The sequence below is a fragment of the Reichenbachiella agarivorans genome, assembly GCF_025502585.1.
Lineage (GTDB): Bacteria > Bacteroidota > Bacteroidia > Cytophagales > Cyclobacteriaceae > Reichenbachiella > Reichenbachiella agarivorans.
In genome coordinates this window covers 3,866,781-3,884,031 of the sequence record NZ_CP106679.1, presented here as the reverse complement: position 1 = coordinate 3,884,031, position 17,251 = coordinate 3,866,781, and the positions used below count along the sequence as shown (strand labels likewise).

Annotated in this window: 13 protein-coding genes; 11 read left to right on the top strand and 2 right to left on the bottom strand. The window is 47.3% G+C overall.

The features are described 5' to 3' along the window. Positions 1-12 precede the first annotated feature (12 nt). The 8 genes from N6H18_RS16200 (at position 13) to N6H18_RS16165 (ending at position 13,996) form a co-directional block, all read left to right on the top strand. Complete coding sequence (locus N6H18_RS16200; RefSeq protein ID WP_262309327.1) at positions 13-1,557, top strand: alpha-L-fucosidase; 1,545 nt, start codon at positions 13-15, stop codon at positions 1,555-1,557. Then, a complete protein-coding gene (locus N6H18_RS16195; protein WP_316044819.1) occupies positions 1,557-4,031 on the top strand; it encodes a glycoside hydrolase family 2 TIM barrel-domain containing protein in 2,475 nt (824 codons plus the stop codon). Before N6H18_RS16200 ends, N6H18_RS16195 begins: the two co-directional genes overlap by 1 nt. Before the next feature lie 83 nt (positions 4,032-4,114). Next, positions 4,115-6,463, top strand: coding sequence for a hypothetical protein (locus tag N6H18_RS16190; RefSeq protein WP_262309326.1), 2,349 nt, complete (start codon positions 4,115-4,117; stop codon positions 6,461-6,463). Between the two features lie 158 nt (positions 6,464-6,621). Continuing rightward, positions 6,622-8,796, top strand: a complete 2,175-nt coding sequence (locus N6H18_RS16185) for a T9SS type A sorting domain-containing protein (protein ID WP_262309325.1) — start codon at positions 6,622-6,624, stop codon at positions 8,794-8,796. Between the two features lie 107 nt (positions 8,797-8,903). Next, a complete protein-coding gene (locus N6H18_RS16180) occupies positions 8,904-10,202 on the top strand; it encodes a glycoside hydrolase family 117 protein (RefSeq protein ID WP_262309324.1) in 1,299 nt (432 codons plus the stop codon). Next, the gene (locus N6H18_RS16175; protein WP_262309323.1) at positions 10,199-11,782 is read left to right on the top strand and encodes a ThuA domain-containing protein; all 1,584 of its coding nucleotides are present in this window, start codon (positions 10,199-10,201) and stop codon (positions 11,780-11,782) included. The genes N6H18_RS16180 and N6H18_RS16175 overlap by 4 nt, the downstream gene beginning before the upstream one ends. A gap of 2 nt (positions 11,783-11,784) precedes the next feature. Continuing rightward, on the top strand, positions 11,785-13,560 hold the full coding sequence (locus N6H18_RS16170) for a DUF5060 domain-containing protein (RefSeq protein WP_262309322.1): 1,776 nt from the start codon (positions 11,785-11,787) through the stop codon (positions 13,558-13,560). A gap of 217 nt (positions 13,561-13,777) precedes the next feature. Continuing rightward, positions 13,778-13,996: a hypothetical protein gene (locus N6H18_RS16165; RefSeq protein WP_262309321.1), complete on the top strand. Its 219-nt coding sequence runs from the start codon at positions 13,778-13,780 to the stop codon at positions 13,994-13,996. 135 nt (positions 13,997-14,131) lie between these two features. Here the strand turns inward: N6H18_RS16165 and N6H18_RS16160 are convergent, their stop codons facing one another. Both N6H18_RS16160 and N6H18_RS16155 read right to left on the bottom strand, forming a co-directional pair. Next, entirely contained in the window at positions 14,132-14,833 is a 702-nt protein-coding gene (locus N6H18_RS16160) for a LytR/AlgR family response regulator transcription factor (RefSeq protein ID WP_262309320.1), read from the bottom strand. Positions 14,834-14,864: 31 nt separating this feature from the next. Next, the gene (locus tag N6H18_RS16155) at positions 14,865-15,452 is read right to left on the bottom strand and encodes a riboflavin synthase (RefSeq protein WP_262311625.1); all 588 of its coding nucleotides are present in this window, start codon (positions 15,450-15,452) and stop codon (positions 14,865-14,867) included. A 132-nt stretch (positions 15,453-15,584) separates the two neighbouring features. Here N6H18_RS16155 and N6H18_RS16150 point away from each other — a divergent pair, with 132 nt between their 5' ends. From N6H18_RS16150 to N6H18_RS16140, 3 genes are read left to right on the top strand one after another with little or no spacing between them, the layout of a single operon-like run. Next, positions 15,585-16,211, top strand: a complete 627-nt coding sequence (locus tag N6H18_RS16150) for a protein-L-isoaspartate(D-aspartate) O-methyltransferase (RefSeq protein WP_262309319.1) — start codon at positions 15,585-15,587, stop codon at positions 16,209-16,211. 4 nt (positions 16,212-16,215) lie between these two features. Continuing rightward, complete coding sequence (locus N6H18_RS16145; RefSeq protein ID WP_262309318.1) at positions 16,216-16,737, top strand: acyl-CoA thioesterase; 522 nt, start codon at positions 16,216-16,218, stop codon at positions 16,735-16,737. Beyond that, complete coding sequence (locus tag N6H18_RS16140; protein ID WP_262309317.1) at positions 16,706-17,233, top strand: hypothetical protein; 528 nt, start codon at positions 16,706-16,708, stop codon at positions 17,231-17,233. Before N6H18_RS16145 ends, N6H18_RS16140 begins: the two co-directional genes overlap by 32 nt. The last annotated feature ends 18 nt before the right edge of the window (positions 17,234-17,251 follow it).

The following is a 17,251-nucleotide window of genomic DNA, read 5'->3' as shown; positions in this document are numbered from 1 at the left end:
ATAGATAAGTAGATGAAAAAGAATATTTTGATCATGGTGCTGCTTGCCGCTGCGGTGAGTACGGCTTACACCCAAAAGAAAAAATTTAAACCCACCCACTCCTCCCTAGAAACCTATGAGATACCAGAGTGGTTTTTGGATGCCAAGTTTGGTATTTATACTCACTGGGGACCTGTGTCTTCGGCCTTCGAAGGTACAGCGGAAGGCAAGTGGTACGCGGGCTGGCATGGCAAGGTGATGTACGAGGATGGAGACAAAGTGCCGACTAAAAACGGTAAACCTAGTAACAATTTCGTACACCACAGCAACAAGTACGGCGACCCGGCAGAGTATGGTTACAAGCATATAATCGAGCAATTTGACCCGTCGGGTTTCGATGCGGCGGTTTGGGCTGAGCTATTTAAAAAATCAGGCGCTCGATTTGCCGGGCCTGTTGCCATGCACCACGATAACTTCGCCATGTGGGATAGCAAGGCTACTCGCTGGAACTCTATGAACTATGGCGGTATAGACCCATCTGCCGAATTGAAAAAGGAAATTGAAGCACGAGACATGAAGTACATGGCTTCCTTTCACCATGCCTTCACCTGGAAGTACTTCGCCCCAGCGCATGCCTATGGTGGCGTAGCACCAGAGGATTATGACCTCTACACCAATCCGCACTCGCTGGAGTCGGATACACCAGATGCAGATTTTTACAAAAACTGGTGGGCAGTGCTCAAAGAATACATTGATACCTACCAGCCCGATCTGCTGTGGTTCGATTGGTGGTTGGAAAACATGACCGAAGAGACGCGTTACAAGTTTTTGGCCTATTACTACAACCAGGCCGAGAAGTGGGGCAAGGAAGTTGGAGTGGCATACAAGGAAAGTACTTATGACGAAAGCATGGCCATCAAGGATTATGAGCGCGGTAGACCCAATCAGCCCAAAAATCCTACATGGCTGACAGATACTTCGCCAGGGGCGTGGTTTTACCGTCCACATACCCATTTCAAGTCTCCCAATGAATTGATCGACATACTGGTAGATATCGTGGCGAAAAATGGCCTGATGCTACTCAATGTACCACCCAACCCAGATGGCACTATCCCACAAGAGATGGTCGATCTGCTCACCGAGATGGGGCAGTGGCTGGCTGTCAATGGCGGTGCGATCTATGGTACAAGACCATGGACCGTGTTTGGCGAAGGACCGACCCGTTTGCCGGAAGGCGGACATAAGGTGGAAGAAAAAATGGAGATAGTATATACTGATCGTGACATCCGCTACACCAAAAAATCCGACAAGGAAGTCTATGCTATCGTGATGGACAAGACCGAAAATGATATTGTCATGAAAACGCTGAGTACTGATATCGGCGTACTCAACTCGCGTATCCTTGAGGTGTCGCTGCTGGGTAGTGATGAGTCGATCTCTTGGGAGAGAAATAGCAAGGGACTCGTGATCAAAGCACCCAAAGAGTGGCCGACGAGCTATGCACATGCCTTTAAAATCAAACTCGAAGGCTACTCAGAAAATGATATTGGAGGTGACGTAGCGGCACATGTAGACTGATGATTATGAACGTAGAAAGAATAATGCAATACTTGAGCAGTCTCTGTTTGGGCATCTTGCTGATAGGTTGTCAGCAGGCCGAGGTGTCGCGAGAGGAAACATTGTTCAATGACGATTGGGAGTTTTTTCTCGGTCAGTTAATTGATAATGAGCAGATTACATACTGGGCTAATGTCGATTTGCCGCACGACTGGAGTATTCGCGAGTCTTACCAGCAGGAGCAGACAGCCGCCAGCACCGGATTTGTGCCAGGGGGTGTCGGTTGGTATCGCAAGCAGTTTAGCCTTGCTGACGATGGGCGAGACACGCGCATCATATTCGACGGGGTGTATTGCAATGCGGAGGTCTGGATCAATGGTCATCACCTCGGTATCAGATCCAGTGGGTACAGTTCGTTTGAGTACGACCTGACTACTTATCTCAACGACGCAGCCCCCAACGAACTGCTGGTCAAAGTTGACCATTCGGCATACGTGGATGCACGATGGTACACTGGGTCGGGGATCTACAGAAACGTGCACCTCGTCCGCGCACACCCTACTCATCTGACAACTTGGGGTACTAAAATCTCAACAACCAAAATAGAAGGTCAAAAAGCGATGGTAGTGATCGATGCTAGTGTGACCGATATGGATGACAATACGACGGTCAAAGTCGAGGTTGTCGATGCTCAGGGTACAGTCGTAGCACAAGCAGATGCGGAGCAGCGAGACGGGCGATTTGTGGCAGAGCTGCAAGTGGGTCAGGCCCAGCTCTGGGGCTTGTTGTCCCCTCATCTCTACGAAGCGGTTGTTCAGGTTTACCAAGGGGACAATGAAATCGACCGTAAAGCTCACCCCTTTGGCATACGCCGGGCACGATTCGATGCTGACCAGGGCTTTTTCCTCAACGGAGAAAATATCAAAATCAAAGGGGTGAACCTGCATCATGATGCGGGTGCGTTGGGTGCGGCAGTGCCCAAGTCTGTCTGGGAATATCGTGTAGCGCAGCTGCAATCCATAGGCGTCAATGCGATCCGCATGTCACACAACCCACATTCGGTAGAGCTGATGGAGGTCTGCGACGAAATGGGAATGTTGGTCATGGACGAGTTTTTTGATGAGTGGCACAGCCCCAAGGGCAAAAGTTTGGTCTACTTGGGGGACAATGCAGCCAAAGGCGCAATCGCAGAGGGCTACAGCGAGGTGTTTTTCGAATGGGCAGAGCGAGATCTCAAAGACCTGATCCGTCGCGACTATAACCACCCCAGTGTGGTGATGTGGAGCATCGGCAATGAGATCGAGTGGACTTTCCCGGATTACTCTAAGGCCTTTGCTATCCTCAACCCAGACAACGCGGGCTATGGTGACACGCCCGAGTTTGATCCGAAGCGAGTAAAAGCGGTATTTGATAGTGTGACGGGTGGTACGGACTCACTTGCCATTGTGGCGGAGCAGCTCTCTCGCTGGGTCAGGGAAGAAGATACCACGCGGGCGATCACTTGCGGCAGTGTACGACCGGCCATTGCTGCAGTGAGTGGCTATGCCGATGCGGTGGACGTGCTGGGGTTCAACTACCGGGCCGAGTGCTACGATGCGGCACACGAGACCTATCCGGACATGAAGATCATCGGCTCAGAAAACTGGGGTACCTACTCCGAGTGGACGAGTGTCAACAGCCGCCCTTTCGTAGCGGGCATGTTTGCCTGGACGGGATTTGCCTACATGGGTGAGGCGGGCCCCTGGCCAAGGAAGGGACTCAATATTTCCTTCTTCGACTTTGCGGGATTCAAGACCCCACGCGGACATTTTTTTGAGTGCCTGTGGAGGGATGAGCCCAAGGTGTATGCCGTTACGGCACGTGCTGATGAGTCGGAGTACAGCTACGACGAGGGCAGTGGTTGGCAGTTTGATATGCAGATGACGCCCGCACCAGTGTGGAGTCAGCTCCGTCGCTGGGAGTGGTATCAAAATATACACCCCCACTGGAACTACCAGAGAGGTGAATCGGTCATCGTACAGGCTTACAGCAACTGTGAGGAGGTAGAGCTATTGCTCAATGGCGAGAGCCTAGGCAGAAAAAAAAGGAGCGACTTCAGCGATGACAATATCGTGAAGTGGCAAGTGCCTTTCGACGCGGGCGTACTGACGGTGCATGGCTACATCGCCGGCCAACTGGCCGATGAATATGTACTGGAGACAGCCAGCAATCCTGTGTGTGCTGTATCTGAGATTGAGTTTCGTCCGCAAGACGATGATGGTCTGTGGCTGATCGCACTACAGCTGGTCGATGAAAAGGGGCGTGCAGTGAGCCATCAAGAGAGAGAATTGACAGTAATCATCGAAGGAGCAAAGCTGGTCGCCGTGGACAACGGCTGGGAGCAAAATGTGTCTGACCATTTCCAATCAAAGGTGACCACACATGAAGGCCGAGCAATGCTCTATGTCAATCCTGTGTCAGGTGCAGCGATGGATCTGAATGTCGTCGTGCAGTAGTGATGAGGTGTTTGTTGTTTCTGGTTCTGTTTGCTTTTTGTACGACATGTCCGGCTGTTGTACTGAAGGCTCAGGCGGTGCTGATGGGAGTCAATCCCCCTCACGAGCATGTCAATGACGGAGATTTCAATGCCGTCCGAGCCTATTGGCGGCAAGCGAAGCAGTCCCCATTTTGGGATACACGGGTGGTAGATGGAGATCAGCCCATGGGGATTCACTACGGCACGCTTTTTAGCAGCAATGCCATCGGTGTGGCCGAATCCAGTCTGTTGGACAACAATCCGAGCTATCAGCAGATGAATGTTGGCGATGTATGGCATTGGGAGTTTGGGGCGGATCTGGAGTATGTCTGCAAGGGCACGATCTCGCTGAGCCTGGTGTTTGGGGATCAAGAACGCATCCTCGCAGAAAAGGTGAAGTTGATCGGTTCGGACAAAACGACCGAGCATTTTTCAGGGACTTACAGACTTAGCGCAGTTGATGTCGCTGCGGGGTTTCCTTTTGTTCGTGCGACTTTCTACTCCGAGCAGGATGTCAAAGTCTATCTGGACTATGTGAATATCGAAGTGGTCGCCGAGGACTATGCCGGGCCTGTGTCGCTATCAGTCGAAGACGATCCGGATGGCATGTCCCTGTCCTGGACAGATCCACTCGCTGAGTCACAAACGAATTTTTTGATCTATCGCTCCGAAGCTGACACAGATGAATACCAGAGGGTAGGAGAGACCGACCAACGGCAATGGTTGGATGAGGATTTTGTGACGGGCAAGACATATGACTACCTGGTGACTCGCCAGATGGGCGAGGAGGAATCAGGCCCATCACCCATCGCCAGTCGACGCAAAGTGGATGAGCGGCCACCATCGGCACCTCAAGGATTACGGGCTCAAGCCTTCGATACGGAAATTCAATTGCGCTGGGACTGGGGAGACGAACCGGATATCGCCCATTATGAGGTTTGGCGAAAAGCCGAAACTGACTGGGAGCTAATCGCCCATAGAATCAAAAAAGGCGAATACGAAGACATCAAAGCACCCAAAGGAATAGCCATCACCTACCAGGTATATGCTTATGATTTTAGTGGCAACAGAAGCCTGGCTTCTCAAGAGATCACTACCAAGGTCAAAACTGTCTGGGGTGCTTCTTTCATCGATTTGATTCAAGACATGCCTATTCACCAGGCACTGAGTAGGGAGCTTTGGGGTACAGATCAGGTTTTGCCTCGCGATCCTGACAATGGCATAGAGCATCCAGACTGGTCGTACTGGGGTGGACATCCGGTGCTGGATCAGGATGGCAAATACCACATGTTGGTGGTGAGGTGGCCAGAGGCTGGACTCAAGGGGCACTGGGAGTGGCCCAATTCTACGGTAGTACACACCATAGCAGATCAGGCGACGGGTCCCTATCGTCCGACTGGTCCACGTGCCTACGATTACAAGGATGCTCTGGGACACAATGCAGATATCGTCCAGCTCAATGATGGCAGCTTTCTGCTTTATTCGCTGATCGACTGGGAGCCGACCTTGTTTTCTTCCTCCGCTATGTCAGGACCATGGCAGCGCGAAGGCGTGATGAAAATCAACTACGACACGGCGCGCTGGCAGGACAGTCGCAGCTATCAGGTCGAGAGAAACCTGTCCGGTGTGCAGCTGGATGATGGTAGCCTGCTGTTCGTGACTAAGTTTGGGCGGATGATGAAAAGTACAGTGGGGATTTTGGGCCCATACGAAGTGCTGACTGATGTGATTCAAAAGAACGAGAGCATTCCCGTTCGTTACCGTCACTCCAACTATGAAGATCCGGTGATGTGGAAAGACGAGGTGCAGTTTCATCTATTGATCAATGCCTTTCTGGACAAACGAGCGATTTACTTGCGGTCGCCAGATGGTATTCATTGGACTTTTGATCCTGGGCTGGCCTATGATACCGAGGTGACCCAATACGTAGATGGCACCCGGACTCACTGGTACAAGCTGGAGCGTCCGCACGTGATCCAGGATCAGTATGGTCGTGCGACCCACCTGTCTCTGGCGGCATTGGATGTGCCCAAAGCCGAAGATCTCAGCAATGATACACACAACTCGAAAAACCTGATTATTCCGCTGCAGGTGCACCGTAGACTGATGTTGCTCGATGATGAGCGCGTATTCTCCTCTGCCAGCAAAATCAAAATGCTGATCTATGCTGAGCCGGGTTTTGATCCAGTCAGCGACCTGGATATTTCCTCTTTGCGTTTTGGGTCGTCCTCAGCGGTGAATCATGGCAGGGGAGCAGCGATCCTCAAAACGAAAGAATCGAAAGAGGGGCTAGTATTGGTTTTCGAAGGAAAGAGTCATGAGCTGACAACTCAGGATTTTGTAGGCAAGCTGATCGGTAAGACCAAGCAGGGCGCGCTAGTTGAGGGTTTTGTTCGCTTGATTGTGGAGTAAGTTCAGTTAGTCAAGGTAGTTGTTTTGTAGTCAATCGAGGGGGGATATACTTTGTCTAGTGGATGTCCAGTTGGGAAGCATATTCTGTTTTCTGCAGGATGCTATCTTGTAATAACATTTGGCGTATGCCAAAAAAGCAAAATGAAAGATTAAATGATATGAAAACAAAATTTTACTTACTTCAATTTTTTGTTCTATTAAGTAGTAGCCTGTTGTATGGTCAGGATACGGTAGATGTCAACCTAAATATTAAACATGTGGTAGACGGAGTATCAGAGTTTGACCGAGCCAAATACATCACGATTCATGATGATGTGACTGGCAGTGAATGGGAGAGTGATGAACAAAAACTCTCGCTCATCGAGGGCTATGATATATATTTTGGTCGTAACAATGGTACGATCGTTTGGGAGTGGAACAATACCAAAGAAGATCCAGGCAAAGTGGGTTGGCCCGATGTGGATCACATGAAGACCAGAGGTCAACTGGCAATCAATGCATATGCTGCTGAGACTGCTGCACATCAATTGGAAGACCGCTATAGCAACATGGTAGTAGGGGGGCAAGAACACATGTTCCCACATGGTCAGGCTACATCAGTAGGGGGACTGACCTACGATGGTTTTGAAGCTACCGCTGAATTTTACGGTCAGTACTTCAAAGAATATTTTGGAGAAGGGGGAGTGACAGGCCGACTTAGGCCTGGTTTGATCGAGGTGATCAATGAACCCTTCGTAAAGACCGACCAGCTCGGCACGACAAACCTGGAGATGAGTAAGTACCATAGCGTAGTGGCAAAGCGCATCAAAGAACTGAATCCAAATCTCTGGGTGGGCGGCTACTCTGCGGCTCACCCCGCTTTCGAATCCAACAATTTTTCTCACTGGAACAATACATGGAAAACCTTTATCGATGAGGCGGGAGCGGATATGGACTTCTTTTCTTTTCATCTCTATGATTTTATCGACAATACTGGTGATATAACCCAGGAGCTCCATCGATCAGGTAGCAATATCGAAGCGATCATGGATATGATAGGTCACTATAGTTATCTCAGACTGGGAGAGGTGAAGCCATTTTCAGTATCAGAGTATGGTTGGCTCTGCAAAAACTGCGAAGGAGGTTATGATCCCAAGGAGGATTGGTACAACCTACGTTCGTTCAATACCATGATGGTGCAGCTCATGGAGCGCCCAGATCAGATTCTCAACTCGATCCCTTTCATGTTGCTGAAGGCCAGCTGGGCCAAACCAGCAGATGCGGAGTACAATACCTATGGTCCACGGCTTATGAGAGAGGTCGGGGAGTTGCCTGGTGAAGAAGCGCATGATGGATATATCTACACTTATTTGCTGCAGTACTATCAGATGTGGGCAGAGCTGAACGGTACACGTGTGGATACTTGGTCCAACGAGATAGACATGATGGCTGATGCTTATGTGGATGGACGTGTAGCTTATGTAATCCTGAGCAATCTCAATGAAGAATCCAAAACCGTAAACCTGAAAATAAAAGGTACAACGAATAACCCACTGGTAAAAATCACTGCACAGCATTTGTATGAGATCGATGACATCCCACAGTTAGATACACTGGTTTACGATGTGGCCATCGATGCATTCGAGCTGGGACAGCAGGCTACCGTAATCATGAAATATGAATTTGAAAACGAAATCTCGCTCACCGAAAGCTTGGAGGAGCAGAAGTACTATGCGACCAATTACCTTGTACCGATCAGACCTCAGCAGAGTTTAGTCTTTTCTATCCCAGGGGTAAATGTAGGAGATCAAGGTGAAGCCGTACTCAGGGTAGGCATGGGTAGAGACCATGGCAAAAGTCTCAGACCTGCACTCAAAGTCAACGGAGAAATGGTGCCCGTTTTGAATGATTGGCGAGGATATGATCAGAAGACCCGCGATATCTTCTTTGGCGTGCTGGAGATACCTGTGCCACATGGCCTGTTGCGTGAGAAGAATACCGTCGAGCTGATTTTTCCAGACGAAGGGGGTCACGTGAGTTCTATGGTCTTGCAGGTATTTAATAGCTCCGTTGCATTGGATCGATCTGAGCCTTTGGTGCCAGATATACCCTTGTCTGTAGATGGCCAAGGCTTGGGAATGCAAATCTATCCTAATCCTACTTCGGGTCAGCTTACCATCAATGGCCTAGCTGATAATAGCCCTGTTTTTGTCATGGATTTGTCTGGAAAAATGTTATCCAAAGGTAAATTGGCTGGGAACAAACTGGATATCTCTGGTTTGCAATCGGGTATCTATTTGCTCCAAACAGGACAAGGAGATCAAGTGAAAAGGATAAAAGTAATCAAGGAGTAGTGAGTTTGGTTTTAGGGAGGTAATCAGATGACATAGGAGTCAGTACGACCCTATGTTTTCTCTCCCGAAAGGCTGACGATAATTAGAACGAACAAATAGAAAATAGCATGAGTAAGAATTTTTTCACTGTCATACTGAGTGTATGTGCTGGTGTCATCATGCTATCATGTCAACAAGAAGTGACTGATAGTAAGATGGCACAGGAGCAAGTCTCCGATACAAAAGATGGTTTTCCATTTTGGCTTCCTAAGGAAAAACCCAATCGTCCTATGAGTGCGGCGATGGCACGCAACTACGACAATTATATGGCACCTCGCCCTGAGGACAATGAACTCTATTCGCAGTTCAAGTACACTGAACTGAAGAGCTTTGACTATCACGGTGGTGATGGCACGGTCTCTAGACGTGATCCCTCCAAGGTGATATTCGAAAACGGAAAATACTATGTATGGTACACCAAGCGAGAGACACCCACTCCTCCCCAAGGAGCTGATAAAAGCAACGATACGATCCCTTCTACAGATTGGGATTTGGCTGATATCTGGTATGCTACTAGCGGTGATGGGTTCACTTGGGAAGAGCAAGGTGTGGCAGTACCCCGCCCACCCAAGCCCGCTGTGGGCTGGAGATCGGTGACCACTACTGACATCCTCAAATGGAAAGGTAAATACTATCTGTACTATCAGGGCTTTATGGAAGCCAGTGGCAAGCGTGGAGATGACTGTCCTGTGGCCGTATCGTACGCCGACTCGCCAGATGGTCCCTGGACTCCACACAACGAAATCGTGATCGCCAATGGTGCCGAGGGTGAGTGGGATCAGTATTCAATCCATGATCCCTATCCGATTGTACGAGAGGATAAAATCTGGATTTACTACAAGTCCGATGCGGATGGCGACCCAAGGCTAGTGCGTATGCAGGGCTTGGCAATAGCTGATGATCCACTGGGGCCTTTCGAAAAACACCCACTCAATCCTGTGATCAATTCAGGGCATGAAACGACACTCTTTCCTTTCAAAGAGGGCGTAGCAGCTTTGGTGATCAAAGATGGCAATGAACATTTTACGATCCAGTATGCACGTGATGGTGTCAATTTCGAAATCGCATCGATCACATCGCTGATGCCTACCGCCGCGGGTCCTTATGTACCAGATGCCTTTACCAATACGAATGATGGACGAGGGATTACCTGGGGTATATCACATATCACCAATGCAACAACCTGGGAGCAAAACCACGCTGTACTCTTGCGTTTCGACTGTGACTTGAGCTTGGATGTGGATGACCCTGATATGAAACAGCATAACAATTATTACAAACCAGAGTTTTATTACCGTCATGGTTTGAATGGAGAGCAGAGGAACAGGATATTAGCAGCCAATCAAGAATTGAAAAAGACTAAATGATGAGGATAAAAAGCGGGCTCATATTGGCCATAGGTATATTAGCACTTGTTAGTTTTTCAAATGTTGACCTCCGTGCACAAAACACGGAAGAACTAAATGTTCTGGTTTTTAGCAAAACCAATGGTTGGCGTCATCCCTCCATCGAAAAAGGCCAAAGTACTCTAAAGGAATGGAGCAAGTCACAAAACTGGAATGTTGTACTTTCCGAAGACTCCTTGGTTTTTTCTACCGATAGACTAAGGGATGTGGATGTAGTGCTCTTCCTCAATACTACGGGAGATATATTGGGTGAGCAAGAGCAACAGGCCTTGATTGAGTATATGCATCAGGGAGGCGGATTTGTCGGTGTACACTCTGCAGTAGATACCGAGATGAATTGGCCATGGTTTAGACAGATGGCCGGGGCGAGGTTTAAGAATCACCCCAAAGTTCAAGAGGCTCGAAGTGCAGTCAGTCATGGACATCCAGCTGTAGCTCAGTGGGGTGATAGTCTCACCTTCACCGACGAGTGGTACAACTACCAAGAGCCTGTAGTCGCCCACGCCAATGTGGTCCTCACTTTGGATGAAAAAAGCTATCAGGGAGGAAATATGGGAGAAAACCACCCGCTGGCGTGGTATCATTATTTCGAAGGTGGTCGGGTGTTTTATACAGGCTTGGGACATAAAAAAGAGACCTATAATGACCCTGGATTCAAAACGCACCTAACAGAGGCTATCAACTGGGCAGGAGGAAGATACGATTTGCAAATGAATGAGGGATGGACGAATCTGCTCGATGCGAATCTGTCGCAGTGGGACAAGTACCTAGGTGTGCCACATAGTTCTGTGGAGGGTCTGGGCGATGCGCCAACCAGCGACAATGTACATGAGGGCACGCCACTCGGTCTGCACAATGACCCCAAAAATGTATTTAGAATAGAAGAGGAGAGTGGAGAGCCCGTGCTCGCAATCACCGGAGAAATCTACGGTGGGCTCACTAGCAAGCAAGAGTATGGCAATTATCACTTCAAGACGGAGTTTCGCTGGGGAGAAAAAAAGTGGGAACCACGACTCAATCAAAAACGGGACAATGGCATTCTATATCACTGTCAAGGACCAAACGGCGTTTTTTGGCATGTATGGATGAGCAGCTTAGAGTACCAGGTGCAAGAGGGAGATATGGGGGACTTTATCGCGTTGGCCGATGTGTACGGAGATGTACCAGTTGATCGCATGACAAATGAAAAGGGGAAAGTTTACTTTGTGTATAATCCCAATGGAGAACTGATTCCACTCAAGTGGGGCAAAGACTATGAAAGTGGTCAGGCTTCCAAGAACAAGCTTTACGAAAAAACCAATGGTGAATGGAATACCCTGGAGATCATCTGTGTCGGCACGACCAGTCTCCATGTCGTCAATGGTCATGTGGTCAATGTAGTGAAAAACGCCCGCTACGATTTGGGTGGCAAGACGATTCCCATTAGCTCAGGTAAAATACAAATCCAGTCCGAGGCAGCGGAGGCCTACTATCGCCGCATGCAGGTCCAACCGATCGAGGATTTTCCTAACAAATATAAGAAACAAGCTAAGCTAAAATGAAGATGAAAAGCCGAATGAAAGACACCTTACTTATCTGGCTATTGACTCTGATCATGTTGCCAGGATATGCTACGGAAATAGACGGAGAACTCAAACAGTGGCATACCATCACGCTCACCTTCGAGGGGCCGACGACCAGCGAGTACGATACACTCAATCCATTTTTGAACTATCGGCTGCAGACCACCTTTACTCAGGGCGAGCAGCAAATCACTGTACCAGGATACTTTGCTGCCGATGGCAAGGCCTCTGAGACCAGTGCCCGTGCCGGCAACAAATGGCAGGTGAAGTTTGTACCAAACTTGCCAGGTGAGTGGCTGTATGAAGTTTCTTTCCGCCAAGGAAAAAACATTGCCATCAGTGACAAATTAGAGACAGGAAAGGGTATCGCTTTCGATGGTGAGTCTGGCAAGTTTGAGGTAATCGCATCTGATAAGTCGGGTCGCGATTTTCGCTCCAAAGGAAGACTCACTAAAGGTGCTGGACACTATCCCATTTTCTCAGGGAGTAAGGAGGTCTTTGTCAAGGGAGGAACCAATAGTCCAGAGGATTTGCTGGCCTACTATGAGTTTGACGGTACGCCACCTAAGCACCACTATGCCAATCATGTGAATAGCTACAGGCATGGAGATGTAACATGGCAGCAGGGCAAGGGGAAAAACCTGATAGGAGCGATGAACTACCTCTCAGACAAGGGGATCAATGCTGTCTACTTTCTGACTATGAATGTGATGGGTGACGGCAAGAATGTATGGCCATGGACAGAGGAGCATGAGCGCTATCGTTTCGATGTGAGCAAGCTGGCACAGTGGGAGCTGGTATTTAGCCATATGGATGAGGTCGGGCTGGCTCAGCACTTGATCACGCAGGAGACCGAAAACGAAAATTTGCTAGATATAGGTTATGTGGGAATCCAACGCAAGTTGTACTACCGAGAGATGATTGCGCGATTTGGTCACCATTTGGGACTGATTTGGAATATGGGTGAAGAAAATGGCATCACCCATTGGAGTCCTGTGGGACAGACTGAGAAGATGCGCGAGGAGATGATCAACTACTTTAGATCGGTGGAGCCATATGGCAATCTGCTGGTGATTCATACCTTGCCCGACCTCAAAGATCACGAGCGTACGATGACACCACTGCTCGGCAATGAAGCCTTGGATGGTGTTTCTTTTCAGATACATCATCAGCACGATAGCTACCATGTGACCACACAGTGGAGGGAAAAATCTGCTGAGGCAGGGTACCCTTGGATCATATGGATCGACGAGATCGGGCCAGCCAAAGTAGGCGCCTGGTCAGATGATCGACCTGCTCAGCAGGATAGTGTGCGCAAGGAAGTAATCTACCCCAACCTGATAGGAGGTGGTGCAGGCATCGAGCACTACTTTGGTTATAAACAAAAGCACAGTGATCTGACTAGCGAAGACTGGACTGTGCGTGACCGTCTATGGACTATGACAGCTCATGCCATCCAGTACTTTGACAAGCTACCACTAGAACAGATGTTGCCAGTGTCGCAGACTTCTACTGGCTACTGTCTGGCGCAGGCAGGCGAACGGTATGTGGTGTACATACCAGAGTTTGGTGAAGAGCTGACTTTGGATTTGACCCAGACGGAAGGCAAGTATAGCGTCCATTGGTTTGACCCTGTCACAGGGAAAGATGAACTGAAAGGTAGTGTGCGCAGAATAAAAGGCGGTGCTAAAGTGTCCTTGGGTTCGCCACCCATAGGCTATCCTGCTGGACAAGATTGGGTCGTGCGGGTAGAGTAGATAATAAATATACGTTTTGGAACAACCCTAGACATAGATGTTTGGGGTTGTTTTTTATGTGCTGTTGTAGTACTTCCTTCCTATTGTCCATTAATCAAATCATATGTGCTACGGCTTGATTGCAATATTGGGTATTTTTATTCATTGGATAGCAGCCGATAGTTGCTGTATAGTTATATCATGATATGATTTTCAAGAAACGAGATATTGACATGCGATGGCAACTGTCGATATGGATTCGGATGGTGATCTCGATCTGATATTGGGCAACTTAGGCCTCAACAATAAGTACAAGGCTAGTCCAATACACCCGTTTTTAGTTTATGCCAACGATTTCGATGAGAACGGAAGTTCAGATATTGTGCTAGAATATGAAAAGAAAGGCATGCTCTTGCCTTTGAGAGGGAGGGAGTGCTCATCCAGCTATAAAGGCTAGGTTCAAAACCTACTGAGCTTTTGCTGACGCCTCGTTAGAGGAAATATATGGCGAGTATATGCTGGAATCCTCTCTCAAATATGCGGCAGAAAAATTTGCTCATATTTGGTTTTTGTCAAATATCGATTGGAATCTCTAGAGCATATTCAGTCTATCAAAGACTTTTTCTCTGTAAGAAACACCAACAGGGATGTATTTGTCTTTGATTACGACATTCATGTCTTCAAAGTATTCTACTTTGTCAAAGTTGATGATGTATGATCGGTGTACTCTACCAAACAAACTACCAGGCAATTTCTTTTCGATCCCTTTCATCGTGTGATGTACGATGTGTTTTCCTTTGACTGTATTGAATATCACATAATCCGCCATTGCTTCTATAAACAGAATTTCATCTAAAACAATTTTATAGATTCTAGAATCGGATTTGACATACAACTCGTGGAAGGTCTCCGCCTTTTTCCTAAGGTTCTCAAGTGTTTCGTTGGCCTTGACAGCCGCCTTGAGGAAGCGACCGTAGCTAAACGGCTTGACCAAGTAGTCTGTAGCGTTCTTTTCAAAAGCCCTCACAGCGTATTTCTCCGCAGAGGTAATCATGATTACTTGATAGTCTGATGTCAAGGACTCCATCAGTTCTATACCAGACATTTCGGGCATCTCTACATCTAAGAAGATAATATCGACATCTGGGTTGTCTTTTTGTAAGAGAATATTGGAAGCTTCTATACCGCTGGACAGCTCATGTGTCAGCTCTAGAAAATCAGTTTTTTCAACATATTTTCGAATCATGAGTCTTGCCAACTCATCGTCATCGACTACCATGCATTTCAATGCCATTTCGGGAGGGTTAGATTTCTAATCTGTTAATTTAGTTTTTATTTAAAAGTTTAGAAACATATTTTCCAATTATATCGAACTCTAGGTTCACTTCATCGCCGATATGTAGGTATTCAAAGTCTGTATGCTCCATTGTATATGGAATGATCGTGACAGAAAAGTTGTTTTTTCCTGATTTGAAGCAGGTAAGACTTACACCGTTGATGCAGATAGAACCTTTTTCTACAGTGATATTTCCCATTCTTTCATCATATTCGAAATCAAACAGCCAACTGCCGTCCAAGACTTCTCTTTTGGTACAGATGGCAGTTTGATCTACATGACCTTGGACGATATGTCCGTCAAACCTACCATTGGCTTGCATACAGCGCTCTAGATTGACGCGACTCCCTTCTTTCAACTGTTTGAGATTGGTCTTTTTCAGTGTTTCATCTACCGCCGTGACTGTGTGTGTGTCATTATTTAGTGCTACTACGGTCAGACAGACGCCATTGTGCGCGACGCTTTGATCTATTTTTAGTTCAGAACTGATGGGGCTTTTGATGGTGAAGTGAATATTGCTTCCTTCTTGTTGGATGGAAACCACCTCACCCAATGTCTCTATGATACCAGTAAACATACCTTGTATTGCTTGATTAAACGAGATTGTAATGTTAGTCAAAATATGTATGCTCAATGTGATCTATTGCCAAATATTGCTCTATTTTTGAAATCCGAAATGGGAGTAAAAGATAGCTATAAACATAAGGGAATGCGTCGGTCTTTGGTGAGGGTACTCAAAGACAAAGGAATCACCAATGAGAAGGTTCTAGCGGCTATTGGGACGGTTCCGCGGCATGTATTCTTCGATGAAATATTTGATAGCCACGCATACCAAGACAAGGCATTTCCTATCGCGGAGGGACAGACCATTTCACAACCTTACACGGTGGCATTTCAAAGTGACTTGTTGGAGATCACGCCAGGATCTAAAATTTTAGAGGTGGGTACGGGTTCAGGCTACCAGTGTTGTGTACTCTTGGAATTAGGAGCAGAGGTCATTACGATTGAATACAAGGAAAAACTATCGCTGCTGGCTAGGCAAACATTAGGACAAATGGGCTACCATGCTCATTTCCTCGTAGGAGATGGTTCGCAAGGCTATCCTCAATTGGGACCTTATGATGGCATTATAGTGACTGCTGGAGCTCCTATACAGGCGATAGATCCGTTGGTGAAACAATTGAAGGTGGGAGGGAAGCTGATCATTCCAGTAGGAGATTTGCAAACGCAAAAAATGCTGAGAATTTCCAAGGTAAGCAAGACAGAAATAGTACGAGAGGAGTATAATAATTTTAGTTTTGTCCCGCTGCTCGGTGACAATGGCTGGACCAATTGATAAAATGAATAACAACCAAAAGACACCTAAAGAATCACAGGTTACGATGACCGAATTGGTATTGCCCAACGATACGAATACGTTCAATAATTTGATGGGAGGCAGGTTGCTGTACCTCATGGATATCGCATCGGCTATATGTAGTCAGAGACATTCTAATAGTGTCGTAGTGACTGCATCTGTGGACAATGTCTCCTTCTCAGAACCCATTGCTTTGGGCGAGGTAGTTACCTTGAAAGCAAAGGTGACTCGGGCATTTAATTCTTCGATGGAGGTGTTTATCAGTGTGACTGCAGAAAATATCCCAGAAGGAAAAATCAAACAAAGCAACTCTGCTTTTTACACCTTTGTGGCAATTGATGAGCATGGAAAACCTCGTCCAATTCCAGAAGTTGTGCCAGAGACAGTTGAGGAGATAGAGTTGTACAAGGGCGCGTTGAGGCGTAGACAGTTGAGATTGGTTTTGGCAGGAAGAATGAAACCAAATGAAGCGCATGAACTTAAATCTATATTCTTCGATGAGTGACAATCCTGCATTTCTCAAATATTTGCTCAACGACAGTCTCTATCTGATTGATGATGAGTCTGATGCTGTATCTGACTTTGTGGTAGAAAAGGATGATGCTTCTGTGCTTGCTATAGAGCAGTCTACCAATCTAGTATTAGATTCCAAGCCTACCTATGTAGAGCAGTTGAAAGAAGTACTCGTGCTGTTTGAGAATCCATCGGATATGGAAATGAAATCAGCAGAACGTGCATTCTTAGAGAAAATTCTTGGTGCAGTCAAACTGCAATGGAAGGATGTGCAGCCCTACAATGTGTCCAAGCAGCAATTGATGGATTTTAAGCATTCCAAGATAATCGCCTTTACCTCAGCTCATGGCTTGCCTGTACAGACTATGTATCAGCTCACTACCAATCATGTACAAAAAATCATCGTAGGGCATGATTTGACAACCATAGCTGCTTCTGTAGATCACAAGAAACAGCTATGGGCAGCTTTGCAGCAGATGTTTGCGTAATCACTGCATGCGCTTACC

What these genes read in the sequence shown, in the direction of transcription:
- N6H18_RS16165 (WP_262309321.1), top strand. Translation starts at nt 13,778, where the DNA reads ATGGCAACTGTCGATATGGATTCGGATGGTGATCTCGATCTGATATTG.
- N6H18_RS16145 (WP_262309318.1), top strand. Translation starts at nt 16,216, where the DNA reads ATGAATAACAACCAAAAGACACCTAAAGAATCACAGGTTACGATGACC.
- N6H18_RS16175 (WP_262309323.1), top strand. Translation starts at nt 10,199, where the DNA reads ATGATGAGGATAAAAAGCGGGCTCATATTGGCCATAGGTATATTAGCA.
- N6H18_RS16160 (WP_262309320.1), bottom strand. Translation starts at nt 14,833, where the DNA reads ATGGCATTGAAATGCATGGTAGTCGATGACGATGAGTTGGCAAGACTC.
- N6H18_RS16155 (WP_262311625.1), bottom strand. Translation starts at nt 15,452, where the DNA reads ATGTTTACTGGTATCATAGAGACATTGGGTGAGGTGGTTTCCATCCAA.
- N6H18_RS16140 (WP_262309317.1), top strand. Translation starts at nt 16,706, where the DNA reads ATGAACTTAAATCTATATTCTTCGATGAGTGACAATCCTGCATTTCTC.
- N6H18_RS16180 (WP_262309324.1), top strand. Translation starts at nt 8,904, where the DNA reads ATGAGTAAGAATTTTTTCACTGTCATACTGAGTGTATGTGCTGGTGTC.
- N6H18_RS16185 (WP_262309325.1), top strand. Translation starts at nt 6,622, where the DNA reads ATGAAAACAAAATTTTACTTACTTCAATTTTTTGTTCTATTAAGTAGT.
- N6H18_RS16150 (WP_262309319.1), top strand. Translation starts at nt 15,585, where the DNA reads ATGCGTCGGTCTTTGGTGAGGGTACTCAAAGACAAAGGAATCACCAAT.
- N6H18_RS16195 (WP_316044819.1), top strand. Translation starts at nt 1,557, where the DNA reads ATGATTATGAACGTAGAAAGAATAATGCAATACTTGAGCAGTCTCTGT.
- N6H18_RS16170 (WP_262309322.1), top strand. Translation starts at nt 11,785, where the DNA reads ATGAAAAGCCGAATGAAAGACACCTTACTTATCTGGCTATTGACTCTG.
- N6H18_RS16190 (WP_262309326.1), top strand. Translation starts at nt 4,115, where the DNA reads ATGGGAGTCAATCCCCCTCACGAGCATGTCAATGACGGAGATTTCAAT.
- N6H18_RS16200 (WP_262309327.1), top strand. Translation starts at nt 13, where the DNA reads ATGAAAAAGAATATTTTGATCATGGTGCTGCTTGCCGCTGCGGTGAGT.